The 24,671-nt window shown below is 46.1% G+C and carries 21 protein-coding genes; 3 read left to right on the forward strand and 18 right to left on the reverse strand.

What is annotated here, in order from left to right; translation table 11 throughout:
* Positions 1 to 134 precede the first annotated feature (134 nt).
* Together xylB and xylA are read right to left on the reverse strand one after the other, a co-directional pair.
* Complete coding sequence (gene xylB, locus MHI52_RS26640) at positions 135 to 1,628, reverse strand: xylulokinase (RefSeq protein WP_076253582.1); 1,494 nt, start codon at positions 1,626 to 1,628, stop codon at positions 135 to 137.
* A gap of 731 nt (positions 1,629 to 2,359) precedes the next feature.
* The gene (gene xylA, locus MHI52_RS26645) at positions 2,360 to 3,676 is read right to left on the reverse strand and encodes a xylose isomerase (RefSeq protein WP_036606941.1); all 1,317 of its coding nucleotides are present in this window, start codon (positions 3,674 to 3,676) and stop codon (positions 2,360 to 2,362) included.
* A gap of 198 nt (positions 3,677 to 3,874) precedes the next feature.
* On the opposite strand from xylA, the gene MHI52_RS26650 reads away from it, so the two are divergent.
* Both MHI52_RS26650 and MHI52_RS26655 read left to right on the forward strand, forming a co-directional pair.
* Positions 3,875 to 5,041 (forward strand): ROK family protein, encoded by a 1,167-nt coding sequence (locus tag MHI52_RS26650; RefSeq protein WP_405157953.1) that lies wholly within the window; start codon positions 3,875 to 3,877, stop codon positions 5,039 to 5,041.
* A 147-nt stretch (positions 5,042 to 5,188) separates the two neighbouring features.
* Positions 5,189 to 5,386 carry a hypothetical protein gene (locus tag MHI52_RS26655; protein WP_017692236.1) on the forward strand — a complete coding sequence of 66 codons (198 nt, stop codon included), beginning with the start codon at positions 5,189 to 5,191 and terminating at the stop codon, positions 5,384 to 5,386.
* A gap of 1,023 nt (positions 5,387 to 6,409) precedes the next feature.
* Here MHI52_RS26655 and MHI52_RS26660 read toward each other — a convergent pair.
* Positions 6,410 to 6,640: a glutaredoxin family protein gene (locus MHI52_RS26660; RefSeq protein WP_036668031.1), complete on the reverse strand. Its 231-nt coding sequence runs from the start codon at positions 6,638 to 6,640 to the stop codon at positions 6,410 to 6,412.
* Positions 6,641 to 6,702: 62 nt separating this feature from the next.
* Entirely contained in the window at positions 6,703 to 7,644 is a 942-nt protein-coding gene (gene trxB / locus MHI52_RS26665; RefSeq protein ID WP_047841589.1) for a thioredoxin-disulfide reductase, read from the reverse strand.
* A gap of 256 nt (positions 7,645 to 7,900) precedes the next feature.
* Here trxB and MHI52_RS26670 point away from each other — a divergent pair, with 256 nt between their 5' ends.
* On the forward strand, positions 7,901 to 8,632 hold the full coding sequence (locus MHI52_RS26670; RefSeq protein ID WP_036606933.1) for a ZIP family metal transporter: 732 nt from the start codon (positions 7,901 to 7,903) through the stop codon (positions 8,630 to 8,632).
* Between the two features lie 122 nt (positions 8,633 to 8,754).
* On the opposite strand, the gene MHI52_RS26675 is transcribed toward MHI52_RS26670, so the two are convergent.
* From MHI52_RS26675 to MHI52_RS26740, 14 genes are all read right to left on the reverse strand, one after another.
* The gene (locus MHI52_RS26675) at positions 8,755 to 9,564 is read right to left on the reverse strand and encodes an alpha/beta hydrolase (protein ID WP_340028351.1); all 810 of its coding nucleotides are present in this window, start codon (positions 9,562 to 9,564) and stop codon (positions 8,755 to 8,757) included.
* Between the two features lie 132 nt (positions 9,565 to 9,696).
* Complete coding sequence (locus MHI52_RS26680; RefSeq protein WP_405157954.1) at positions 9,697 to 11,709, reverse strand: heavy metal translocating P-type ATPase; 2,013 nt, start codon at positions 11,707 to 11,709, stop codon at positions 9,697 to 9,699.
* Between the two features lie 422 nt (positions 11,710 to 12,131).
* Complete coding sequence (locus tag MHI52_RS26685) at positions 12,132 to 13,439, reverse strand: homocysteine synthase (RefSeq protein ID WP_036606925.1); 1,308 nt, start codon at positions 13,437 to 13,439, stop codon at positions 12,132 to 12,134.
* 238 nt (positions 13,440 to 13,677) lie between these two features.
* Complete coding sequence (locus MHI52_RS26690) at positions 13,678 to 14,523, reverse strand: sugar phosphate isomerase/epimerase (RefSeq protein ID WP_100529836.1); 846 nt, start codon at positions 14,521 to 14,523, stop codon at positions 13,678 to 13,680.
* A 37-nt stretch (positions 14,524 to 14,560) separates the two neighbouring features.
* Positions 14,561 to 15,313 (reverse strand): 2-dehydro-3-deoxy-D-gluconate 5-dehydrogenase KduD, encoded by a 753-nt coding sequence (gene kduD / locus MHI52_RS26695; protein WP_036606921.1) that lies wholly within the window; start codon positions 15,311 to 15,313, stop codon positions 14,561 to 14,563.
* A 77-nt stretch (positions 15,314 to 15,390) separates the two neighbouring features.
* Complete coding sequence (locus tag MHI52_RS26700; protein WP_282322274.1) at positions 15,391 to 16,149, reverse strand: DeoR/GlpR family DNA-binding transcription regulator; 759 nt, start codon at positions 16,147 to 16,149, stop codon at positions 15,391 to 15,393.
* Between the two features lie 87 nt (positions 16,150 to 16,236).
* Entirely contained in the window at positions 16,237 to 17,076 is an 840-nt protein-coding gene (gene kduI, locus MHI52_RS26705) for a 5-dehydro-4-deoxy-D-glucuronate isomerase (protein ID WP_036668043.1), read from the reverse strand.
* Between the two features lie 160 nt (positions 17,077 to 17,236).
* Positions 17,237 to 18,220, reverse strand: a complete 984-nt coding sequence (locus MHI52_RS26710) for a zinc-dependent alcohol dehydrogenase family protein (protein WP_340984233.1) — start codon at positions 18,218 to 18,220, stop codon at positions 17,237 to 17,239.
* Between the two features lie 219 nt (positions 18,221 to 18,439).
* The gene (gene cyoD, locus MHI52_RS26715) at positions 18,440 to 18,769 is read right to left on the reverse strand and encodes a cytochrome o ubiquinol oxidase subunit IV (RefSeq protein ID WP_017692224.1); all 330 of its coding nucleotides are present in this window, start codon (positions 18,767 to 18,769) and stop codon (positions 18,440 to 18,442) included.
* Entirely contained in the window at positions 18,770 to 19,390 is a 621-nt protein-coding gene (gene cyoC, locus MHI52_RS26720; protein WP_036606911.1) for a cytochrome o ubiquinol oxidase subunit III, read from the reverse strand.
* A complete protein-coding gene (locus MHI52_RS26725) occupies positions 19,391 to 21,361 on the reverse strand; it encodes a cbb3-type cytochrome c oxidase subunit I (protein ID WP_405157955.1) in 1,971 nt (656 codons plus the stop codon).
* A gap of 21 nt (positions 21,362 to 21,382) precedes the next feature.
* Complete coding sequence (gene cyoA / locus MHI52_RS26730; RefSeq protein ID WP_076253565.1) at positions 21,383 to 22,357, reverse strand: ubiquinol oxidase subunit II; 975 nt, start codon at positions 22,355 to 22,357, stop codon at positions 21,383 to 21,385.
* 318 nt (positions 22,358 to 22,675) lie between these two features.
* Positions 22,676 to 22,939 (reverse strand): hypothetical protein, encoded by a 264-nt coding sequence (locus tag MHI52_RS26735; protein ID WP_036606904.1) that lies wholly within the window; start codon positions 22,937 to 22,939, stop codon positions 22,676 to 22,678.
* Positions 22,940 to 23,299: 360 nt separating this feature from the next.
* Positions 23,300 to 24,661 (reverse strand): GH1 family beta-glucosidase, encoded by a 1,362-nt coding sequence (locus MHI52_RS26740; RefSeq protein ID WP_127546597.1) that lies wholly within the window; start codon positions 24,659 to 24,661, stop codon positions 23,300 to 23,302.
* Positions 24,662 to 24,671: the final 10 nt, after the last annotated feature.

Genomic DNA, 24,671 nt, shown 5'->3' on the forward strand with positions numbered 1-24,671 from the left:
GCAGAGCCGGAATACGGATATGCAGGCCAAAGAAACCTTTCATGGGGTTAATCTTGATGAACGACAAAAAAAGCACCCGCCTTCGCGGATGCTTTTAAATGTAATCACAAGATTAATGTAGTGAAATAAATGAATTAACGGTATTCAGCCAAACGATCATTGAGACTACGTGTCTGTCCATAGACTTCCTGATACAGTGCGAACAGTCCATCATAGACAGCAACCGTTTCCGGGTTCGGCTCATAGGACTTCGCTGGACGAATAAACGCTGTTGCACATTCTTGCAAAGACGGGAACCAGCCACAGCCATAGGCAGCCAGCATCGCTGCACCCATCGCTGGACCCTGTTCGCTCTCCAGCTTCACAATCGTGGCGTTAAAGACATCAGCCTGCATTTGCAACCAAGCTTCGTTCTTGGCGCCGCCACCAATGGAGATGACTTCATTGACGGTTTTGCCTGCACCACGCAGAATATCAATGGACTCGCGTAGCGAGAAGGTAATGCCCTCCATCACCGCACGTCCAAAGTGCTCCAGCTTGTGCCCTGCATCCATACCGATGAAGCTGCCACGGATATTCGCATCCGGATGAGGTGTACGCTCCCCAACGATATATGGTGTGAACAACAATCCGTTGCTGCCCGCCGGAATCTGATCAATGCCCTGCAAGAGCACATCAAATGATTTGTCCGCTGCAAACGTATCCTTGAACCAGGACAGGCTATATCCTGCCGCAAGCGTTACCCCCATAATATAGAAGGCATCTTTCTCTCCGTGGTTAAAAAAGTGTACTTTGCCTTCGAAGTCGAGATCTTTACGCTCTTCGTAGGAAAGCACAACCCCGGACGTTCCGATGCTGCACATCGTCTGTCCTTCACTCAGAATGCCTGCGCCAATGGCACCACACGCATTATCCGCACCACCTGCGTATACTTTTGTTGCAGCCGCTAGACCCGTTTGATCCGCAATCTCAGGCAGCAACGTGCCCACTTCCTCAAACGATTCCACAAGACGTGGACAAAGAGAGATTGGCAGCTCGAAAGCTTCTGCAATCTCGTCGCTCCACTGTTTGCCTGCAACGTCCAGCAGCAAAGTTCCCGCTGCATCAGAATAATCCATAGCGTAATCCCCGGTCAGGCGATAACGCACATAGTCTTTAGGCAACAGGAACAAGGATGCTTGCTGTAACAATTCAGGCTCGTTCTCCTGAACCCACAGAATTTTTGGCAAGGTAAACCCTTCCAGTGCACGGTTCCGGGCAATACTTAACAGCTTGCCATCCAGCACTTTTTCGATGCGACGGCACTGAGCCGTTGTGCGTGTATCGTTCCACAGGATTGCGTTACGCAGCGGTTTACCTTCTGCATCCACCAAGACCAGTCCATGCATCTGGCCCGAGAAGCTCAATCCTTCGATTTCCGAAGGCTGCACGCCAGATACTTCAAGCAATTTACGCAAGGAAACAATGGTCTGCTCTACCCAATCTTCGGGATTTTGTTCACTGTATCCAGCCTTGGGCTGGTACAACGGGTATGCCTCGGATGCTTCAAATGCCACTTTTCCTTCGCGATTGACCAACACGGTTTTGACCGCGCTGGTTCCAAGATCGACGCCAATTACGTAACTCATAGGTTAACTCCTCTCGTTTATCACAGGTTATATCCACGAAAGATCCAAGTACGCATGAAAGTCACTCCGTGATCAGAAAACCCTTGGATCGCCGTTACCCCCAGATTTCCTTTATACCCCTTAGCAAGGGTGAAATCCGGGGATAAATGCGACCGCTTTGCTTCCTCGGGTCCTTTCTGCTCACTCCGTTTTGCATGCATGATACTGGACACACATGGATATGAAACGTGTAAAACATACTCGTTCTTATAACAGAAAGATTGATCCAATGACCTTGATTCGTCATTGGTTATAAATGAAACCTTGATGCTCATGTGGTCACTCCGTGATCAGAAAACCCTCGGATCGCCGTTACCCCCGGATTTCCTTTAATCCCTTTGACAAGGGAGAAATCCGGGTATAAGCCTATGCTTCCGAAGCCAGCTTTCTTTCAGAAAGCTCTTAGCGAACGCTCCGCTTCCTCGGGTCCTTTCTGCTCACTCCGTTTTGCATGCACCATCTTAGACAACCATTTATATCAAAAAACTTAAAAACCATGTTATTTGTTTAACCAAAAAACCGCCCCCGTCTTCCCAAGGGAAAGTCGGGGACGGTCCGAATGTCATGCTTGTTCAGGCGTTCCATGGTACAAGCTAATCTTGTGCATAGGCAAGCTTGGATACTAATGTCCAACACATATAAGTTGAGTAACCATCGGTGGTCGACGTGCACCAACCCTGCCTAATGCGCTATTAGTCAGCCAAGATGTACTGGTTGAGTTGTGCTCTCAGCAATTCCTGACGTCCGGATTGGTTTTTGCGTGGGCTTTCGTTGTTGAGTGCATACTCAGCAAGGGAAGCCAGTGTTGCTTTACCTGCAACTACATCTGCACCGATACCTTCGCTGAAGCTGCTGTAACGTTTTTCGATGAAGTCATCGAATACGCGATCTTCAATCAACTTCGCTGCTACTTTCAGACCTTTTGCATACGTGTCCATACCTGCGATGTGTGCCAAGAACAGATCATCAGCTTCGAAGGAACCACGACGTACTTTCGCGTCAAAGTTCACACCACCACGGCCGATACCGCCGTTTTTCAATACTTCATACATTGTCAATGTAGCATCGTACATATCAACCGGGAACTCGTCCGTATCCCAACCGATCAACATGTCGCCTTGGTTCGCATCGAGGGAACCGAGCATACCGTTTGTACGAGCAACGCGGATTTCGTGATCGAATGTATGACCAGCCAGTGTAGCATGGTTCGCTTCCAGGTTGAGTTTGAAGTGTTTGTCCAAACCGTATTTTTGCAAGAAAGCAATGGAAGTTGCTGCATCATAATCATATTGGTGTTTCGTTGGCTCTTTTGGTTTAGGCTCGATCAGGAATTGTGCATCAAAGCCAATTTCCTTCGCGTAGTCTACAGCCATGTGGAACATGCGAGCAATGTTGTCTTGCTCCAGTTGCATGTCTGTATTCAGCAATGTGTCGTAACCTTCACGACCGCCCCAGAATACATAGTTTTCAGCGCCCAGACGTTTACCCACTTCCAGACCTTTTTTGATCTGTGCTGCAGCGTGAGCGTACACGTCTGCGTTGCAAGTAGAAGCCGCACCAAACATGAAGCGTGGGTTCGAGAACATGTTCGCCGTGTTCCAGAGCAGTTTTTTGCCGCTGGATTTCATATGATCTTCAATCAGATCAACAATCGTATCAATGTTGCTGTAGAACTCACGCAGGTTGTTGCCTTCTGGTGCAATGTCCACATCGTGGAAACAGAAGAACGGGAGATTCATTTTTTCCAAAAATTCAAATGCCGCTTCCACGCGTACTTTCGCGAGGTCCAGACCCGAGTATTTATCCCACGAACGAACAGCTGTCTCCGCACCAAACGGGTCACTGCCGCCTGCAGTTAATGTATGCCAGTAAGCCATGCCAAAACGGAAATGTTCTTCCATCGATTTGCCGGCTACCACTTCTTCCGGATTATAATGTTTAAAAGCAAAAGGATTCTTGGAATCTTTACCTTCAAATGCAATTTTATTAACGGATTCAAAATAGGCCATGTGTAAAATGCCTCCTCAATAGTTTTAAGAAATCGTTTACACCGTTATCCTATCACATCGAATTTACTTTGTCTATTGGTTAAACAAAGTAAAATAAAATTGTTTTTTACATGGTTGTTTACGCTATAATAGTCGAATAACTTGTTTCGGATGTGGGTCAGAACCCTTTTATCAGAAGAATAGGAGTGCCTTAACCATATGAAAATTACCGGAGACCAGATGCTGGTCAAAAAAATAAACAAGTCGATCGTTCTGGATACGATCCGGCGCCATGCCCCTCTTTCTCGCGCACGAGTGTCCGAGGTTACGGGGCTGAACAAAGCAACGGTATCCAACCTGGTTGCTGATCTGATCAGTGATGACCTGGTGCAGGAGATTGGCCCTGGGGAATCCAGCGGCGGACGTAAACCACTCATGCTGCTGTTTCGAGGGACATCAGGCTATGCAGTCGGTCTGGAACTCAGTGTGACCCACTTGAAAGGCGTGCTTACAGATCTGGAAGGACACATCATTACAGAGTACGCAGTGACCTTGGAACATCATGACGTGTCCTCTGTACTGGAGCAATTGAAATTGGCAGCAAAGCAACTCATTGAAGCAGCTCCTGCTTCCCCTCATGGAGTCATTGGTATTGGCATCGGGGTGCCCGGCATGGTGGATGAGGCAGGAACGGTCCTGTTTGCACCCAACTTGGGGTGGGAAAAGGTAACTCTGCGCTCGATGCTTGAAGAAGAATTTCAACTGCCTGTAACGATTGATAATGAAGCCAATGCTGGTGCCCATGGAGAGTTGAATTTTGGAGCAGGTATCGGTGTACGTCACATGATCTACATCAGTGCAGGCATGGGGATTGGTTCAGGCATCATGGTAGATGGTGAATTATACAAAGGCGCGTGGGGCTACGCAGGAGAAACAGGCCATATGTCCATTGAAGCGGAAGGTCTGCCCTGCTCCTGTGGTAATCGTGGTTGCTGGGAGTTGTACGCATCGGAAAAAGCCTACGAGCACCCGGATCACCAGCTAAAATTACCTGCTTATACCACACGAGAGCTTATTCATCATGCGGAGCAAGGCCACGATGCTGTTCAAGAATTATACAACACGATTGGACGCAAACTGGGGATTGGCATTACCAATATCGTTAACAGTTTCAACCCGGAACGTATTATCATTGGCGGTCCGCTCTCTGAAGCAGGTCCATGGATTGAAACAGCGTTAAAACAAGTTGTCGAGGAACGTACATTACCTTATCACCGCCGCAGTTTGCAGATTGAATGGGCAGCTCTGGGCAGCCGTTCCACCCGCGTTGGTGCCGCTTACTCTGCGATATCCCAGTTTTTAGGTAAAATTAGGGTGTCTGTCTAATAACAGATGAAAATTGACATCATTTCGCCCCATTTCCTCCCTTTTTGTTAAAGAAATCCAGATGTATAATGGGGTTATGTGATTTTTGTCATGGCTGTGTGAATCAAGCTGTGTTAATTCCGATAACGAAACGGAGTGAAAAAAAGCGTGACCTACGTGGATACTTCAGATATCTCGGCGCAAATGTTTGTCACCGTCCTCCTGTTCCTGATTGTGCTTGCGCCCCTGTTCAGCCTTGGCATACTCCGATTGTTCCAGAGCAAAAAGAAGGCTGGTTTCATGTACATGCTGTCAGGATTGCTGGTGTATGTTGTATTTCAGACTTTCATGAGTATTTTTTTCTAGATGTAATTATTTGTTTTCATGCAAAATCCCCTTTCGCAGTAATTCATGGGTACACGTTATCATGTACTCTGAATTACAGACGCAAGGGGATTTTTCTGCATATTTTTGCCCATTCTTAACATCGATGCTGAATTATGGACAACTCGAACTTTCTTTAAATCGTTCTTCAATCATATAAACGATATTCTGGATTGAGTACCTATATATTTAATACGTTTACGTTGTTTTGAGATCTGACCTCTGCAGAAGATAAGCAATGGAGTTTTTTGACTTACTCTTTAATCCTAGTTAACGGAACAAAAGTAGTCAAACCAGTATGTTTTTTTTACTTTTTCAATGTAAAATGATTGTTGGTTGGAAATTAATATTGGATTTACCACTAGATTAGAGAGGAGCTTTAATATGCTTAAAAAGACATCTGGTTTCCTGTTTGATTTTATACTTTGTTCTATTCTTTATTTTATTGGTATAACCCTACTATGGGGTATAGAACTGCAAGTTTATCCTATGATGAGTGTTAATCCAAAAGATTATATTTTGATATTCTTTGTAATTAATTCTTTGATAACTTTTCTTATTCATTCTAGATTTTATAATTTTGGAAATTGGTATACCTCACGAAAACTAATGATCAAATCCCGAACTAATAAAAAAGTAATGTCAGTTATTATTATAATGGCCTTAATTCCAGTTGTTTTAACTAGTATGTGAGAATGGATATCTCGTATACTCGCCTGTTCCCAGAAGCGAAAATGCTCCTCCTGATCTATAATCATGCTGCTTGTTCACCTCAATTATGCTCTGCGACTCAAGAAAATGATATCGCACTTCTGTACATCGGACAATTGCGAATGATGTTTGTGACCAGATACCAATTCATTCGAGCCACTCATAGAAAACGCACAAAAAACCGTACCCTTCCGGGTACGGTTCTTTCTATATCCTAACGGCTCGCGAAAACCGGAATTGCATATGAATCGAAAATTTCTTTCAACACATGATGATTCAGATAATCAGCCTGATTTAAGCGTCCAATGCTTTGGCAAATTGGGTTTTGTTCATACCCAGAATGCGGTGTTCACCAATGACAGTCAATGGCACGGCACGTACACCCATGTCCCATACTTGTTGTGCAAATTCATCGCTAGTTTCGATGTTGCGCTCTTCATAAGAGATACCTTTGTCAGCCAGGAACGTTTTTACGGATTTGCAGTTCGGGCAGTTCGTTGATGTATATACAATTACGTTTTCCATGTTTAATTCACCTCATATGGTTTTATATTAATCTATAGTTTGGTTGGAATCAGCTCATTCTATTACAGAACAACTGCGCTGTGCTCCAAGCTCTCAATGTATTTCTCTGTGTCCATGGCAGCCATACATCCGCTACCTGCAGCTGTAATCGCTTGTTTGTAACGTGTATCCTGAACGTCACCACATGCAAATACGCCTGGGATGTTTGTCTCGGATGTACCTGGTGTAGTCAGGATATATCCATGTTCGTCCGTAGTGATCTGTCCGCCAAGGAAACCAGTGTTTGGTGTGTGACCGATCGCTACGAATACGCCACTTGCCGGAATCACTTCTTCTTCACCTGTTTCGTTGTTTAACACTTTCAGTCCGGTTACGCCGTTGTCGCCAGCAAGTACTTCGAGTGGTGTACGGTTCAAAGCCATTTCTACTTTTTCGTTGCTCCGTGCACGATCCTGCATGATTTTGGAGCCACGCAGTTCTTCACGACGGTGTACCAACGTTACTTTGGAACCGAAACGGGACAGGAAGCTTGCTTCCTCAAGAGCAGAGTCACCACCGCCGATAACGATGATTTCTTTGTTACGGAAGAAGAATCCATCACATGTTGCACATGTGCTGACACCGCGGCCTACATTCGTTTCTTCGCCAGGGATACCCAGGTATTTAGCAGTTGCGCCTGTGGACAGGATCAATGTTTCCGATACGAGTTCACCCATACCTTCAACTTGAATCTTGAATGGACGCTCGCTCATGTCGATGTTGTTAACCCAGCCTGTACGGAATTCAGCACCGAAGCGCTCAGCTTGTTTACGCATGTTATCCATCAGTTCAGGACCCATAATTCCATCAGGGAAACCTGGGAAGTTCTCCACTTCAGTCGTTGTTGTCAGTTGGCCACCAGGTTGTGGTCCTTCAATAACGAGTGGGTTCAAGTTGGCACGTGCCAGATAGATTGCTGCTGTCAGCCCTGCAGGGCCTGTTCCAATAATAATTGATTTATACATGTATAGTTCCTCCCCCGGGTTCTGCAAAAAGGTTAGACCCTCCGGCATCAAAAGCTTAGGCTTTTGCATACACTAGAACGAAAAGCCCACATCATGTCCACAAGACCTGCCTGTGATATGACAATGGCCCTATGCAGAAACGGAATTCTAATTTATAATCATTCTAATCTGTTGTTCATTATGATCTCTTTTATGTACGGTGTCAATGCTCGGCAGCGATTATGAAGAAGTCTTCATCAGGAGGGAAAATGGAAGCATGAACGATGCACTCATTGGCAGTTTTATATCAGCCATGTCTACCGGCCTAGGGGCCGTACCGATTCTATTTATGCGTAAAATATCACACCGTCTGCGTGATATCTTGCTGGCATACGCCGCAGGTATTATGACCTCAGCCTCGGTGTATAATCTCATTCCGGAAGCGCTTGGCCAATCGAATCTCTTTGTACTTGCATTTGGTATTATGCTTGGTAGCCTGGTTCTACTGGTGCTGGAGATGAAGATTCCACACGTCGATCTGGAGAATCCCGAGAAAATGCCTTTTAAAATTGAAACCAAAGCCTTCATGATTATTGCAGCCATCACCATGCATAATCTGCCGGAAGGGTTATCCGTTGGCGTCAGCTATGCAAGCTCGGATGAGAACCTGGGCAATCTCATTGCCTTTTCCATTGGATTGCAGAATGCGCCGGAAGGATTTCTGGTGGCCCTTTTCCTAGTAAACCAGAACATTGGCCGCTTCAAAGCGCTGGGTATTGCCACCCTGACCGGAGCGGTAGAGATTATTACAGCTATGATTGGTTACACCTTGAGCAGTCTCGTAGCTGGTCTTGTGCCTTATGGTCTGGCCTTTGCAGCCGGTGCGATGATGTTCATTGTTTATAAGGAACTTATTCCCGAGAGTCACGGCGATGGCAATGCACGTGTGGCGACGATGTCCTTTTTACTCGGGCTCATCACGATGATTGGTCTGACCGAACTGTTTTAATTGAAGACTAAAGAACCCGGCGAACAGTCCAAGACTGTCAACCGGGTTCTTTGTTTAGCCACAAATGAAGATTCCATGAAATTACTGGGATCGTCTGTCAGAGGTATTATGCCCTCTCCTGATCAGGATTGGATGAAACGAATCAATTCCGAATTGAATTTTTCCAATTCATCATAAAATGCACCATGACCACTCTCTTCAAAAGCAATTAGTTGAGACGAAGCGATGCCTTGGTGCATCTGCTCGGCGAACTCAAACGGACAGATCTCATCTTTTTTCCCGTGCAAAATGGCTGTTGGCACCTGTATGGAACTCAGGTCACCTCGCAAGTCCTCATCCCGCAACGCAATTGCACTGCGAATGGTACCATAAGATGAAGCTTCCATGCCGAGGGCGTGGAACCAATCCATGAATGGCTGACTGTGTTTCTTCGCGAAGAACATGCCGCCAAACGTCTCCAGCAACTTCGGACGATCTGCAAAGATCGGCTCAATGATCTGCTCGTTCAGCTGCTCTGGAGTCAATCCGTACGGATAACCTTCGCGCTGTGTGAACACAGGTGCTGCCGCAGATAACAAGGCCAGCTTGGAGACGCCATATCCCTTATGGCGAGCCATGTAATGTACTGCGATCGCTCCACCCATAGAGAATCCTGCGAGTACCGCGTCTTTCAGCTCCAGATCATCAATAACGGCACGAACATCGTCTGCCATGCGATCATAATCATATCCTGTGGAAGGCTTATCCGATAAGCCATATCCTCTAAAATCTATCGCGATGGCACGAATGCCATGGTTCGGCAGTACGTTCAATTGATATTCAAACATTTTATAATTAACAGGCCAGCCGTGCAAAAAGACAACCGGGGTTCCTTCGCCTATATCTTCAACATATACTTTTACATTTGGTTCCACTTGTACATAACGTCCCATATTTCACAGCTCCCTTATTATCGAATCGTCTCTTCGAATCATTACCCGCTGACCCAAGGTTCAAACGTAAGCCGTTCAACCAGCCGCATATTACCAGCGAAACCAATTAGCCATTTTCCTCTTCTAATCTGATTACCGTAGCAGCCTGAGCCCATTCAGAATAACCAGAATTGTACTGCCTTCATGACCTACCACACCCAGAGGCAATGCGACGTCTTGGAGGAAGTTACCCGCAATTAAGGCCAGAATAACGGTGATGGCAAAACACATATTCTGTTTCACCGTACGCTGAGCTCGCCGGGCCTGCCCAATCACCCAAGCAATCTCTTCAATGTTATCGTTCATGAGTACCGCATCAGCCACCTCCAGTGCAGTTCCGCTGCCGGACAATCCCATCCCCATACCCACAGTAGCTGCTGCAAGTGCCGGTGCGTCATTGACACCATCCCCTACCATTAACACAGGACCATACTGTTTGCGGAGCGCTTGGACCTGCTTCACTTTATCTCCAGGCAGCAAGTCTGCATAGACCATGCTTACTCCAGTTTCACGCGCAATTACAGAAGCTGATCTGGCTCGATCTCCTGTTAACATGGCAACTTTTACACCCATCGCTTCAAGCTTTTTCACTGCAGCTGCTGCCTGTGGCCGTACCATATCCCGCATCGCGATCAGCCCGACTAATTCACCAGCAGCCATAACAGCGGATACGGTTTTTCCCTCCCCTTCAAGACGAGAGCATACATCGCCCCACTCAGAAGATACCTTCACAGGGTTAACATCATGTTCATCTGGATCAACGTTGCTGCCTGTCATCTTCTCTGACTGCATAGATCTCAGTACATCTGTTTTGCCAATGCTCCAGACCACATCGTTCACAGTTCCTTCGATGCCCCAGCCTGTTAGAGCCTGTACGTGCTCCGCTTCCTGAAGTGTAATGTTCTCCTTGTTCGCCTGATCTACGATGGCACGAGCCAAAGGGTGCATGGACAGGTTCTCAATCGCCGCTACTGCAGCTAACAGCTGGGCACGATCTACATGTTCAGCCGTAATAATATCGGTCACTTGTGGGGTGCCCATTGTCAATGTACCTGTTTTGTCAAAAGCCACGACCCGCGTGCGAGCCATATTCTCCATATGGGCACCTCCCTTAAAGAGAATGCCTCGGCGGGCGCTGCTGGACATCGCGGACAGCATGACAGGCATGATGGAAGACACCAATGCACAAGGTGAAGCAACCACCAGAAATACCATCGCTTTATAAAATGCCTCATTCCATGTCCACCCAAGCAAAAGTGGAGTTCCTGCAATCACAAGTAAAGTTACCCCTACAACAATACGTGCGTAAATTCCTTCAAACCGCTCCATAAAACGCTGGGAATCCGGCACTTCTGCCTGCGCTTCTTCCACCATTTTAATGATTTTGCCGAACAGTGACCCTTCCGCCGATTTTGTGACCTCTACGTATAAGGCGCCCTCCCCGTTTACCGTACCTGCATAGACTTCATCCCCCGCAACTTTGTCCACAGGCAGGGATTCTCCAGTAATGGACGACTGATTGATAAAAGAACTCCCCCGGTACACCACGCCATCCGCAGGAATCAGTTCTCCCGGTTTGACCAACAGCAGATCACCCGGCTGCAGATCATCAATAGCCACAAGGTTCATCTGTCCATCCTCAATACGCAGTGCAGTCTCCGGCTTCAGCGCCAGTAAAGATGAGATATCCTTATGACTGCGCTCTGTCGCATAACTTTCCAACGCACCACTGAGTGCAAAAATAAAGATTAGCATCGCACCTTCATTCCAGTAACCAATGGCTGCTGCCCCGAGGGATGCTGCAATCATCAGCAGGTTTACATCCAGATCACGTTCCTTGACCAGTGTCTCGATGCCTTCCTTCGCTTTGGTCCAACCGCCTACGGCATACGCCACAATGTAGAGCATGATGGATAAGGTACCAAAATAAGGTGCAGTTCCCCAGGCAATCAGCATCAACAGCCCGCTGCCCAATGCAGATTGCATCTCTTTATTCTGCACCATGGCTCGAAAATCAGGCTTACGTCCCCGGTTTGGGCCTGGTGTTTGGGATAAGCGCTGTTCCGCTTGTTTCTGTCTGTGTAGTGGTTGATGTATCGCTTGCATATGAATCACGTTCCTTTCGAATGGTAGGTTTGCGGATGAAGAGTCTGCTAAATTCCGCTCCCAAAAATGAAGTTGTATTGAGAATGAGAGCCATTGTTAATGCCCTAAAAATGACACATGCTGCTGCGGGAATCCCGCAGCAGCATGGTTTTGTGAATGATTTTGACATAATCTCGAATGAGAATGATAATCATTTTTGCACTTATGCAATTGTGTTTACTCAATACAACTTTTAATCAGTATATGCCTGCGATCCACATTTGTAAATGGGCTTTTTTCGATGGATAGTCATACATGCGTGTTCAAAAAGAAAAAAAGCCGCTGTCCCGGGGGACAACGGCTTTAACCATCTATTGATATTCATATGACCTGTTTATGGCATATCACTTAAGTGATTGTTTACACATCCACCCAAATGCCATTTACGCGCCTACGCTTGCTCCCTGACTTGCCTTGATGGCTTGCTCCAGATCATAGATAATGTCTTGAATGTTCTCGGTACCAACAGACAAACGAATCAATTCCGGATTAACCCCTGCTGCGGTTTGTTCATCTTCGGTCAACTGCGCGTGAGTTGTACTTGCCGGGTGAATAATCAGTGACTTGGAATCGCCCACGTTTGCAAGGTGAGAGAACAGTTTGACACTCTCAATCAACTTGCGACCCGCGTCCGCACCACCTTTGATTCCAAAGGTCAGAATCGCACCCTGCCCTCTTGGCAGATACTTCTGTGCAAGCTCATAAGAACCGTGGCTCGGTAGACCTGCATAACTTACCCAAGACACATCCTCATGTTTCTCAAGGAATTCTGCAACCGCAAGGGCGTTGCTACTATGACGCTCTACGCGCAGATGTAATGTCTCGAGTCCTTGCAGCAACAACCAGGAGTTGAATGGAGAGATCGTTGCACCCAGGTCACGCAGAAGTTGTACACGAGCTTTGATAATATAAGCAATCGGTCCAACCGCTTCCGTATATACAACACCGTTATAACTGGAGTCCGGTTCCGTCAATCCAGGGAACTTGCCACTTGCTTTCCAGTCAAATTTCCCGCTATCCACGATAACACCACCAATGGATGTACCATGACCCCCAATAAATTTCGTTGCAGAGTGAACGACAATATCTGCGCCATGTTCGATTGGACGAAGCAGGTACGGACTCGGGAATGTATTATCCACGATCAAAGGAATTCCATGTTCATGAGCGATGGCTGCCACCGCTTCAATATCAAGTACATTCCCCTTCGGATTACCGATCGTTTCGGCATACAATGCTTTCGTTTTCTCCGTAATCGCTGCCCGGAAATTCTCAGGATCACTGGAATCCACAAATTTTACGTCCAGACCCAGTTTCGGCAAAGTCGTCGAGAACAGATTGTATGTACCTCCATACAAACTCGCCGAAGATACGATCTCATCACCTGCACCAGCAATATTCAGAAGTGAAAACGTAATCGCTGCCTGACCAGAAGCTGTAGCCAGCGCTCCAGCTCCGCCTTCCAACGCCGCAATCCGTTGCTCAAACACGTCGGTTGTTGGATTCATCAGACGGGTATAAATGTTGCCAAACTCTTTCAAACCAAACAAGTTAGCTGCATGCTCGGTGTCCTTGAATCCATAGGATGTTGTCTGATACAAGGGCACAGCTCGTGCGTTGGTGGTTGGATCAATCTCCTGGCCTGCATGAATTGCCAATGTTTCAAATGAAAGCTCACGTTCGTTTGACATAAATCTGAATCCTCCCTCAATATATACGTTCTTTAAGTTCCTGATGTCTTCGCATGGTAGCGTATGTTTTCCATATTCTCTCACAAGATGTCGCATTTGAAAAGAATTATTTCCGATTTTTCCGATAAGAAATATTAAATATGTATATTATCAATTTCTGTACCAAAAAAACCTCTGCACTCGCAAAGGTTTTTCAGCTACGTTGGCTTCGGTATGCAATACCTCATCCTGGGTTTGGTTAGACCCGAACTGCACTCCATACTTCACGCAAATGTTTGGCCGCAGGTACAGCTTCCTCCGCAGTTACGCCTTCAAGTGAAATATCGATATGTGGCTTATACGTTTTTAACAATTCAAAAAATAACGGGTAATCCAGTATCCCTGCCCCAGGTACCGGATTGTACTTCTCTCCCTGTGCATCAAAGGCTACATCTTTGGCATGGATCACAATCATGCGCTGATACAGCGATTCCATCACCTCGCGCAAGAAAGCCCCTTGATCTGTTGCATGTGGTTGTTTGATCAGATTACACGGATCGAACAGCATCCCCAGATTCGATGAAGGAATCTCTTCAAACAAACGTGTCATATGTTCATGGGTATGAAGAGTATGTGTGGACACAGGCTCAATCGCCGCATGCACGCCCCATTTCTCCGCTTCCTCAGCCAACTCCTCAACCGTTTCTTTCAGCACACTCCACGCCTTCTCTTCATATCCATCCGGATGTGTATCCTGATAGGTGTCCAAGCCCCCGGTCTCCGTTGCAACCATGCTGCAACCAAAATCCCGGGCATAACGCAGATGCTCCTTGAATCGATCAATGTCCGCACGTCGTCTTACCGGATCAGGGTCAATCGGATTAATATAACAGCCCAGTACTGCAATCTTCACCCCGCGCTGTGCAAATTGATCTCCGATCTCATTCGCTAGCCCTGGGCTCAGCTTGCCATTCGATGAGTCCACATCGGATAATGCTTTGGCCAGCGCCAGCTGTACGGAATTAAATCCGTTATCCGCAATCGTCTGCGCAAGCTGTGCTGTAGGCTGTTTGCCAAATGTATGTGCCAGAATACCAAGTTTCATCTCACTGCCTCCCTATGCTAATCCGATTATCAAACGATTAACGTGCCATCCAGCCGCCATCGACATTCAGCACATGACCATTCAGATAATCCGAAGCGGCAGATGCCAGAAAGACAACCGGGCCTTTCAGATCTTCAGGTGTTCCCCAACGCCCAGCAGGAATACGGGCTGTAATATCCCGGTACCGATTCTCATCCGCACGGATCTGGGTAGTATTATCGGTTTCCATATAACCAGGTGCGATACCGTTAATCTGGATTCCTTTACCTGCCCATTCATTAGCGAGTGCTTTGGTTAAACCGGCAACGCCATGTTTACTGGCTGTATACCCTGGCACGTTGATCCCACCTTGATAGGACAACATGGATGCAATATTAATGATTTTGCCACTTCCGCGTTCAATCATATGTCTGCCTGCCAATTGGCTTAGGAAAAATACAGTGTTCAGGTTCAGACCAATTACATCATGCCAGTCCTGAACTGCATGATCAGCCGCAGGTGTGCGACGAATGATTCCGGCATTGTTGACGAGAATGTCAATTCTGCCCTGGAACGCAAGCGCCTGTTCGAACACAGCCGACAACTCATCTTCACGACTTAAATCCGCTTCAATCACATAAGCTTTGCGTCCGAGTGCTTCAATGGCACTTGCCGTTGCCGCAGGCTTGGAATAAGAGACCAGCACCACATCAGCACCTGCTTCTGCCAAACCAATGGCCATCCCTTGTCCAAGTCCTCCCGAGGTACCTGTCACCAGTGCAACTTGTCCGCTTAAATCAAATGGGTTCATGAATGATTCCTCCGCATGGTTTTGATATGCAATCCTTAGATCCGTCCGTTCTTTAATCCCATGAATAATGAATGAGGTTAACTTTGATAATCCACTGTGACACCGCTCTGCTCGTATAAGGCAGCCGTCTCTTCATCCAAACGACTATCGCTGATAATATAGTCCAGTTGCGAACACTGGGCGAAAGTTCGCAGTGCAAATTGTCCGAATTTATAATGATCCACAACGCCGTATACTTGCTGCGAGGCAGATATCATTGCTTTTTTCAAAGGAACCAGATCTCCCGTGTATATGGATAATCCAAATTCCGGATGAAGGGCTGTCGTGGATATAAAGGCTTTATGAATGTTAAGACTGGATATAAACGCAGCCGTATCATCCCCAACCAGCATATTCCGTACACGCGCCCCGCCAGGCACAACCAGTCGCACTTGCTCCTTTTTGGTCAACTCCGCAATAATGAACAGGTCATTGGTCACCACCGTCAGCGGTTGATTATCGAGACGTTTGGCCATCTCCAGCGTAGTGCTGCCACCATCGAGAGCAACGATATCTCCAGGTCGAATGTAAGCAAGGGCACGTTCAGCAATCTCCGTCTTCTCCGAATGATGCTTCTCGGTAACTCCGCGGCTATTCAAGATGCCATACTGGTCATTCTGAGCCAGCATAGCACCACCATGGACACGTACGAGCAGTCCCATACTCTCCAACTTGTCGAGATCCTCTCGCACAGTCTTCCCCGTCACCTGCAACAACTCACTCAGATCACTGACGGTTACTTCCTGGCGTTCCAGCAGAGCCTCCATAATTTTTTCATGTCTTTTCAATGGATTCATCATAATCAACTTCCTATATTACCTGAGTCAAATGAATGAGTGTTCTAGTGTCTACCCTGTCAATTTAACTCAGACATCTGTAATTTATTATTTCAGGTCTTTCATCGCTACGCCGTCCATATCTTCGAACGTCTGGTTCTCACCAGCCATCGCCCAACAGAAGGTGTAATTGCTTGTACCCACACCACTGTGAATGGACCAGCTTGGGGAAATGATCGCCTGGCGATCACGTACAACCAGATGACGTGTTTCGTTTGGCTCACCCATCATATGGAATACAACACCGTCTTCAGGCAAGTTCCAGTACAAGTATACTTCGGAACGGCGGTTATGGGTATGTGCAGGCATCGTGTTCCACATGTTACCCTTGTTGAGTTCGGTAATGCCCATCACCAACTGACAACTCTGAATTCCGCCTTCTCCTTGGTGAATGTAACGATAGATCGTACGCTCATTGGAAGTTTCGATGCTGCCCAGATGATTTGGCTGAGCTTGTTCTTGTGTTGCTTTTACTGTTGGATAGGTGTGATGAGCCGGTGTGGATACAAAATAGAATTGGGCAGGTTGAGCCTTGTCACTGCTTGTGAACACAACTTCCTTCACACCTCTACCGATGTAGAGACATTCCTTCGCTCCAATCTCATAACCTTGTCCGTCCGCTGTCACTGTTCCGTGACCACCGACATTAATGATACCGATTTCACGACGCTCCAGGAAAAAGTTCGTTCCGATATCTTTCAGGTTCACTTCAAGGGTAATGTCCTTGCTCTCAGGTACAGCCGTTCCCACAATATAACGATCCACATGAGAATACACCGTTACCAATTCATCGGTTGCAAACAGTTGCTCCATCAAAAATTCCTCACGCAGGCGAGATGTATCATACGTTTTCACTTCATTGGGATGTGCAGCATAACGATTTTCCATTATTAATCCATTCCTTTCGTCATTTAAATTAGTTGGGATTGAGTTTGATAATGTTCATATAAGTTCATTTTAGTTCATTATGTATCTTTTGTGTACCTTTATTTTTGAAAAAGTAATTTATGTGATAATGAGCTTAAGACTTTTTTCCAAGTCTTATGTACTACTGTATTAAGAGAACCTTCCCCTCGATACCCGATTCAGCCGCTGTAATAGCCTGTTGTACATTCGTTAGTTCATACGTCGCCCCAATGTTTGCCATGACAAGTCTCCCTGCTCTGACCAGCTCCATCACCTCATGAAATACCTGTTCCCAGCGTTCTTGCGAACAGCGTTCCACCCAATGTTTTAACCAGAAAAGTTTCACATGAACTTGTGTTCCCCGGGTTACTTCATGCCATAACGGTGTGATCCCCGAAAGCAGTCCTACACTGATGACCGTCCCATTTGGTTTAAGGCAACTCACCAATTGTTCCCCGTCTGTCCCTCCAATACAATCCACGGCTGCATCAGCACCGTATCCCTCTGTTAATTCCGTAATTTTAGACTGTAGCAACTCTTTCGTTGTATTGATAACAGAAACTGCTCCAAGACGATACAGTTCAGCAGTATGACAATCATCTCTCGTAAGCGCAATCAATTTAAATCCATAAATTTTTGAGATCTGTGCAAAGATTCGCCCGATTGCAGATCCCCCTGCATTCACAATCAGGGTATCACCATACGTAAGCTTAAGCACCTCTGTACAGATCAACCAAGCCGTAACCGGATTAATATAGAGCTGGCTGGCTGAGTGATCATCGATATCATTCGGCACAATAATTGTATGTCGCTCCAAAGTCTTCACGACGTCCTGCCAAGTATTCTCGCCTTTTAGTGGCAAGACGCGGCGCCCCAACATTTGATTGGATACTCCCAATCCTACTGCTTCTACTATCCCCATACCCTCAAACCCGGGAACAGCTGGTAATCGGGTACGATGCGGGTAAGCTCCTCGAACAGGAATAATATCGGAGGGATTAATAGGCCGAGCATACATCCTCACTGCTAATTCACCGGGTCCAGGGGGTATCACATCTTTTTCTTCCATACATAACACTTCACTTGGTTCGCCAAAACGATAATAACGGATTACCCTTGCTTTCATTGGTACATCTCCTAAAATAATTTTTCTAAAATTTCTCTAACTAAAATATTGAATATATTTCCAGAGTGTATGACAATAGTATCACTGGTAAATTATTTCATAAACGACTTATTAAGATATAATACAACTTTTTCATTAAAATATGCGATAACTTCTGATTCGAAAAAAAGAGCCCCACAACCTTGAATTCCAAGGTCGTGAAGCTCTTCATCATGTGAATTAATGTGCAACAGCGTTGTTAAGCATGATCCAGATCGAACCAATCACGATAGTCATCATAATCAGTAATCCGAAAATAAGTGCCATCACATTCCAGCGTGGTTTCCCTGTTTCACGGATATGCATGAAGAAGAAGAGTTGAACCACAAACTGAAGTGCTGCTGTACCAAGAATCACAACGAGTGTTCCTGTTTTGCCCATCATGTCGTTCAAAACCACCACAAGTGGAATGATTGTCAGTACGACGGACAGAATGAAGCCGATGACATAAGACTTCAGTGAGCCATGTTGTTCATGGCCGTGGGAATCATGTGAGTTGTGCTCTGCCATCTACATCACCCCCATGAGATAGACGATCGACAGGAGGAAAATCCATACGACGTCCAAGAAGTGCCAGTACAAACTGATGACGTTGATTTTACCGCGAGTAACATCAGTAATACCACGTTTTTTCAGTTGTAACATAAGTCCAATCATCCAGATCAGACCAAGCGATACGTGAAGTCCGTGAGTTCCCACAAGGGTGAAGAATGCGCCAGAAGCAGCACTCGTTGTAAAGCTGAACCCTTCGTGAATCAACTCAATAAACTCATATACTTCCAGTGCGATAAAGCTTGCACCCAGAACGGCTGTAACTGCCAGCCAACTGATTAATTGTTTTACTTTGCCTTGATTCATCGCCAGTACGGCTAGTCCGCTCGTGAATGAACTTGTGAGCAAGATAAACGTTTCGGCAATAACACCAGGCATTTTGATCAATTCAGACAAAATCGGTCCGCCCGCCGTATTGTCACGCAACACAATGAAGGTTGCGAACAATACGGAGAACAGGATAACGTCGGAAATCAGGAAGAACCAGAAACCGAGAATTTTCATTTCCTGTGGATCATGATGTCCATGGTCGTGACCATGTGCATGATTCTCACCGTGCTTAGCGGCTGCTTGAGCCATCTATACCGACCCCCTTAACGACGCTTCGGTACGTTTAATTTCGTCGACCGGAATGTAATAATCCGTATCATATGAGAATGAACGGGCGATCATACAGATCCCTACGCCAGCGAGTCCGAGAATTGCCATCCACAACCATCCGAATACAAAGCCGAAACCGGCGATGAACCAGAAGACAGACATGATGAACGGAATTCCAGAGTTCTTCGGCATATGAATCGGCTCAAGCGGTTGCTCTGCCGGATAGATGCCTTTGGCACGACGTTCTTTCTCTTCCCACCACTCATCAATATCATCTCCGCGCGGTGTAACGGCGAAGTTGTATTCAGGAGCTGGTGAAGGAATTGACCACTCCAGCGTACGGCCATCCCATGGATCGGCGGAAGCTTTGAGTGATTTGTATTTGCGAATACCGTCTGCGATTTGTGCAACTTGGAACAGGAATCCGACACCCATCAGGAATGCCCCGATTGTGGATACGAAGTTCAGTTCCCACCAGCCAGTATCCCAGCCGTATGTGCTCAGACGACGTGTCATACCCATTAGACCGACAGCGTACTGCGGCATGAAGCAGACATAGAAACCAATATTCCAAGTCCAGAATGCCCATTTGCCCAGTTTCTCTTCGAGTTGGAAACCGAACATTTTAGGCCACCAGTAGTACAGACCTGCGAAGTATCCGAAGACAACGCCACCGATCAATACTTGGTGGAAGTGGGCAATCAGGAAGTAACTGTTGTGGAACTGGAAGTCAGCAGGAGCAACGGATAACAGAACGCCTGTCATACCCCCGACAATAAAGCACGGGATAAAGGCAAGTGTCCACATCATCGGAGTCGCCATGCGAATCCTTCCTCGATACATGGTAAACAGCCAGTTGAATATCTTAACCCCTGTTGGAATAGCAATCAACATCGTAGTTACGGCGAAGAATGCATTCACGTCTGCTCCGGAACCCATCGTGAAGAAGTGATGCGCCCATGTGAAGAAGGACAGGAAGCTGATGATCAACATCGCGAATACCATCGATTTGTAGCCAAACAGTTTTTTCCGAGAGAAGGTACTTACAATCTCGGAGAACACACCGAATGCCGGCAAGACGACAATGTATACCTCAGGGTGACCCCACATCCAGATCAAGTTGATATACATCATTGGGTTACCGCCCAGATCAAGTGTGAAGAAATGCGCCCCGGCAAACCTGTCGAGGAATAACAATGCAAGTGTCACAGTCAAGATCGGGAAAGCAAACAAGATAATGATACAAGTGGAGAATACCGACCATGTGAACATCGGCATTTTCATCCATCTCATGCCTGGCGCACGCATTTTAATGATGGTAACCAGGAAGTTGATACCGGTAGCCAAGGAACCGATACCCGATATCTGTATACCCCATATATAGAAGTTCTGTCCTACCCCCGGACTGTGTGACAGCTCCGATAGAGGCGGATAACTCAGCCATCCTGCATCCGGTGAACCACCGATAACAAATGACAGGTTAAACAGCATTGCTCCCAGGAAGAATAACCAGAAGCTCAGTGCATTCAGGAACGGGAACGCAACGTCCCTTGCTCCGATCTGTAATGGCACGATAACGTTAAATAGACCAAACATAAATGGCATCGCCATGAACAAGATCATGATCGTACCGTGAGTTGTAAAGACCTGATTATAATGCTCAGGATTCAGAAATTCATTGTTAGGCATAGCTAGCTGAAGGCGCATCATTAGCGCATCCACACCACCACGGAACAACATGATAATGGAAGCAATGATATACATGATACCGATCTTTTTGTGATCGACAGTCGTTAACCAGTTACGCCAGAGCCAGCCCCATTTTTTGAAATAAGTTAGCACCGCTACAATAGTAATCATGGTAATTCCGATAGCTACCATCGCACCATAAATGAGCGGATCACCGGTTACGAAAAACTCCGATGCAAACTCTTTAAGTCCCTCTAACATTGGGGGCCTCCTTTCGAATCTTTAGTTAGCACTCTCGTCCTCGTCTTGATTGGACGTATCAGTTGCATTTTGAATGGCTCCAGAAGCTTCTTTTGAAGTTCCATGCTTACTGTGAGCACTTTGACCATCTACTACATACTTGGTCACAATATTTTGGAACAATCCTTCTGGGAAGGCAGAATAATAAGCAACGTTGCTTGTGCCTGGCTCAGCCAGTGCTTTGTAACCTTCTGTAGTCAACGCCTGAGAACTCTGTTTCACTTCAGCTACCCAATTGTCAAAATCTTCGTCCGATGTAGCATTCACATCAAAACGCATTTCTCCAAAATGCTCACCTGTGAAGTTAGCGCCTGAACCCCAGTACTTGCCTTCATGATCTGCCTGCAGATACAAGGTCATCGCCATACCCGACATCGTATAAATCTGTCCTCCAAGTTGCGGAATCCAGAATGAGTTCATCGGTGAATCCGCAGTGAGTTCAAATTTCACGGGCCGGTCTGCCGGAATATTCAACGTATTAACCGTTGCAATTCCTTGTTCTGGATACATAAACAGCCATTTCCAGTCCAGTGAAGACACTTGGATGGTAATTGGTGCTTTCTCGTGAGCCAACGGCTTCGAAGGTTCCAAAACATACGTGTAACGAATCGTTACAATTGCAAGTATTCCAATAATAATAATTGGAATGGTCCACCATACAACCTCCGCTTTGGTGCTATGAGCCCAGTTAGGTTCATATGCTGCTTTGTTGTCCGGTTTCTCACGGTAACGCCATACGATTACGGCAGCCAAAATGAGTACTGGCACAATAATGACAGCACACAAAATTGTCGAGATGACAATCAAATCTCTCTGCGAAGCGCCAATTGGCCCCTTCGGATCCAGAACAACGTACTGTCCGCCTGCCAGCATTGGCCAGACAATCAATGCAATTGTAACCAACGTCAGGACAACCGGAATGATAATCCGGATTAGCGACCTAGGTTTCTTGTTCATTTTGATCCCCTCTCCTTAAATTCGCTCATACTGAAAAATCAGTATACTACTCTCTTCCTACTAAAGATATCAGAAATGAACAACTTTTTTGTTCTTGTTAACAAATTTGTCGATTTTACACCTTAAATGTGTGAATTTTTTCTCACAAATCGCTTGCATGCTTGATATTTGTACTTCGTAATCTTTACACATCAAGTCACAAAATAAAACCCTTTGCAGTCCCGTTGAACAGTGTCAACGAATCCGCAAAGGGCTTTATTGACTGGATTCCGGGAACTCATCCAGTCTTATTATGAACGAATTAACGCAGGATTATAATCAATCAGCGCCTTCGTCTTCCCGGCGTGTATGAACAAGGCCAATCGCTTTGGCAATAACGTAAATAAACACACTACCTACAAGGAATCCAATACCAACCATCAAGCCAAGATTACGATCATTAAATTCGTTCAGATTGATCAGACACATGATCACTCCCGTAATGAGTGCGACCCATGCCAGAACTGTCATCGTCAAGACGGCGCGCCGCATATTTTTGTCTTTGCGCTCCAATTGGCTAACCATTGCTGTCTTCGATGCCATAGTAAACACTTCCTTTTCCCTTTTTGTAAGTGCTTTCCTTATACCAATATACCACATCAGTATGATTTTTAGTCAACAAATGTTCAAATTTTATTCGCAATTTGGACACTTTATTTTCATTTCGACCATTGACAAAACATTATTAAATTCTTTCATACTTCTTATAACCCAAAAAACGTCTCTTCATAACAGGAACTGCACTTGACCTTATGAAACCTTTATGAACTACTCCTTTCCAACGGTAAAAACACAAAAAAAGACGGCACATTGGAATACTCCAATGTTACCGTCGTTCTCAGCTTTAATAAGGGAACCATATATAATGAGGACCTGCTTTACCCTTGAAACCTGCCACCCAAACTATTGGGGATTATGTTCGTTCCGTGTCTCCAACCAATTATTCTTGATAACGTTCTGATACCAGTAATAACTCTCCTTCGGTGTTCTCACGAGTGAACGATAGTCCATATGAACAAGACCAAAACGCATACGGTAGCCTTCTGCCCACTCGAAATTATCCATCAGTGACCATGCCATGTACCCTTTCAGGTTAATGCCGTCATTAATGATGCGGTGAATTTGAGCCAAATGCTGCTCATAATATGAAATCCGGCGATCATCGTTAATTTTTCCGTTTTCCAGGTCATCATTGATGCAGGCACCATTCTCTGTGATATATACATCCACATTGCCGTACTTTTGCAAGTAATGCATAAATTCATACAAACCACGTGATTCTACGGGCCAGCCAATATCAGTTTTGGTGAGGCCCATATCAACTTCTTCCGATTGCAGAGCACCTGCCTCCGGATTGAAGCGATTGATCCCCATCGTGTAATAGTTAATGCCGAGCAGATCGATCGGTTGCGAGATAATCTCCATATCGCCTTCCTGAATTGGCACAGTAGCCCCCGCTTCTGCAAACCAATCCACCATAAACTGCGGATATGAACCTTTGTAGATTGGATCAAGAAACCAATCGGTATTAAGCGCAATTGATCGGTCACACGCAGCTTGGTCCTCGGGAGATTTGCTGTACGGCTCAGCCCAGCACACGTTCGGAGCAATACCAATCTGACCGGTTGTTCCCAAGCGACGGAAAGATTGAACGGCTTTACCATGAGCAACCAGTAATCCATGTGCCACATTAATAGAAGTTTGCAGGTCTTTGTTTCCTGGCGCATGAATCCCCAGAAGGTTCGACAGGAACGCGATACACCATGGTTCGTTGAATGTCAGCCAGAAGTTGATTTTGCCCGAGAATTCTTTGAAAATCACTTCCGCATATTTCACAAAAGCATCCACAGTTCTGCGGTTGCCCCAGCCTCCGTCATCCTCCAGCGTTTGCGGAAGATCCCAGTGATACAGTGTGAGGAACGGTTCAATTCCAGCTGCGATTAATGCATCCACGAAGCGGTGGTAGAAGTCCAGACCTTCCCGATTGATCTCACCATCTCCGTCAGGAATAATACGCGGCCACGCAATGGAGAACCGGTACGTATTAATCCCGAGTTTCTTCATTAGTTCGATGTCTTCCTCGTAACGGTGGTAACTGTCACATGCGACATCCCCATTGTCTCCGTTATATACCTTGCCAGGTGTGCGCGCAAACGTATCCCAGATGGATACCCCGCGTCCACCTTCCTGTGCAGCTCCTTCTATTTGATAGGAAGCTGTTGCTGTTCCCCAGCGAAAATCTTGCGGAAATTTAAAAATCGTCATGGTTGGCTCC

This window comes from Paenibacillus sp. FSL H8-0283 (assembly GCF_045040675.1).
Classification (GTDB): Bacteria; Bacillota; Bacilli; order Paenibacillales; family Paenibacillaceae; genus Paenibacillus; species Paenibacillus amylolyticus.

Bases quoted from the DNA above. Each gene is read 5' to 3' on its own strand.
- xylB (WP_076253582.1), bottom strand. From the start codon at position 1,628: ATGAGTTACGTAATTGGCGTCGATCTTGGAACCAGCGCGGTCAAAACC.
- xylA (WP_036606941.1), bottom strand. From the start codon at position 3,676: ATGGCCTATTTTGAATCCGTTAATAAAATTGCATTTGAAGGTAAAGAT.
- MHI52_RS26650 (WP_405157953.1), top strand. From the start codon at position 3,875: ATGAAAATTACCGGAGACCAGATGCTGGTCAAAAAAATAAACAAGTCG.
- MHI52_RS26660 (WP_036668031.1), bottom strand. From the start codon at position 6,640: ATGGAAAACGTAATTGTATATACATCAACGAACTGCCCGAACTGCAAA.
- trxB (WP_047841589.1), bottom strand. From the start codon at position 7,644: ATGTATAAATCAATTATTATTGGAACAGGCCCTGCAGGGCTGACAGCA.
- MHI52_RS26670 (WP_036606933.1), top strand. From the start codon at position 7,901: ATGAACGATGCACTCATTGGCAGTTTTATATCAGCCATGTCTACCGGC.
- MHI52_RS26675 (WP_340028351.1), bottom strand. From the start codon at position 9,564: ATGGGACGTTATGTACAAGTGGAACCAAATGTAAAAGTATATGTTGAA.
- MHI52_RS26680 (WP_405157954.1), bottom strand. From the start codon at position 11,709: ATGCAAGCGATACATCAACCACTACACAGACAGAAACAAGCGGAACAG.
- MHI52_RS26685 (WP_036606925.1), bottom strand. From the start codon at position 13,439: ATGTCAAACGAACGTGAGCTTTCATTTGAAACATTGGCAATTCATGCA.
- MHI52_RS26690 (WP_100529836.1), bottom strand. From the start codon at position 14,523: ATGAAACTTGGTATTCTGGCACATACATTTGGCAAACAGCCTACAGCA.
- kduD (WP_036606921.1), bottom strand. From the start codon at position 15,313: ATGAACCCATTTGATTTAAGCGGACAAGTTGCACTGGTGACAGGTACC.
- MHI52_RS26700 (WP_282322274.1), bottom strand. From the start codon at position 16,149: ATGAATCCATTGAAAAGACATGAAAAAATTATGGAGGCTCTGCTGGAA.
- kduI (WP_036668043.1), bottom strand. From the start codon at position 17,076: ATGGAAAATCGTTATGCTGCACATCCCAATGAAGTGAAAACGTATGAT.
- MHI52_RS26710 (WP_340984233.1), bottom strand. From the start codon at position 18,220: ATGAAAGCAAGGGTAATCCGTTATTATCGTTTTGGCGAACCAAGTGAA.
- cyoD (WP_017692224.1), bottom strand. From the start codon at position 18,769: ATGGCAGAGCACAACTCACATGATTCCCACGGCCATGAACAACATGGC.
- cyoC (WP_036606911.1), bottom strand. From the start codon at position 19,390: ATGGCTCAAGCAGCCGCTAAGCACGGTGAGAATCATGCACATGGTCAC.
- MHI52_RS26725 (WP_405157955.1), bottom strand. From the start codon at position 21,361: ATGTTAGAGGGACTTAAAGAGTTTGCATCGGAGTTTTTCGTAACCGGT.
- cyoA (WP_076253565.1), bottom strand. From the start codon at position 22,357: ATGAACAAGAAACCTAGGTCGCTAATCCGGATTATCATTCCGGTTGTC.
- MHI52_RS26735 (WP_036606904.1), bottom strand. From the start codon at position 22,939: ATGGCATCGAAGACAGCAATGGTTAGCCAATTGGAGCGCAAAGACAAA.
- MHI52_RS26740 (WP_127546597.1), bottom strand. From the start codon at position 24,661: ATGACGATTTTTAAATTTCCGCAAGATTTTCGCTGGGGAACAGCAACA.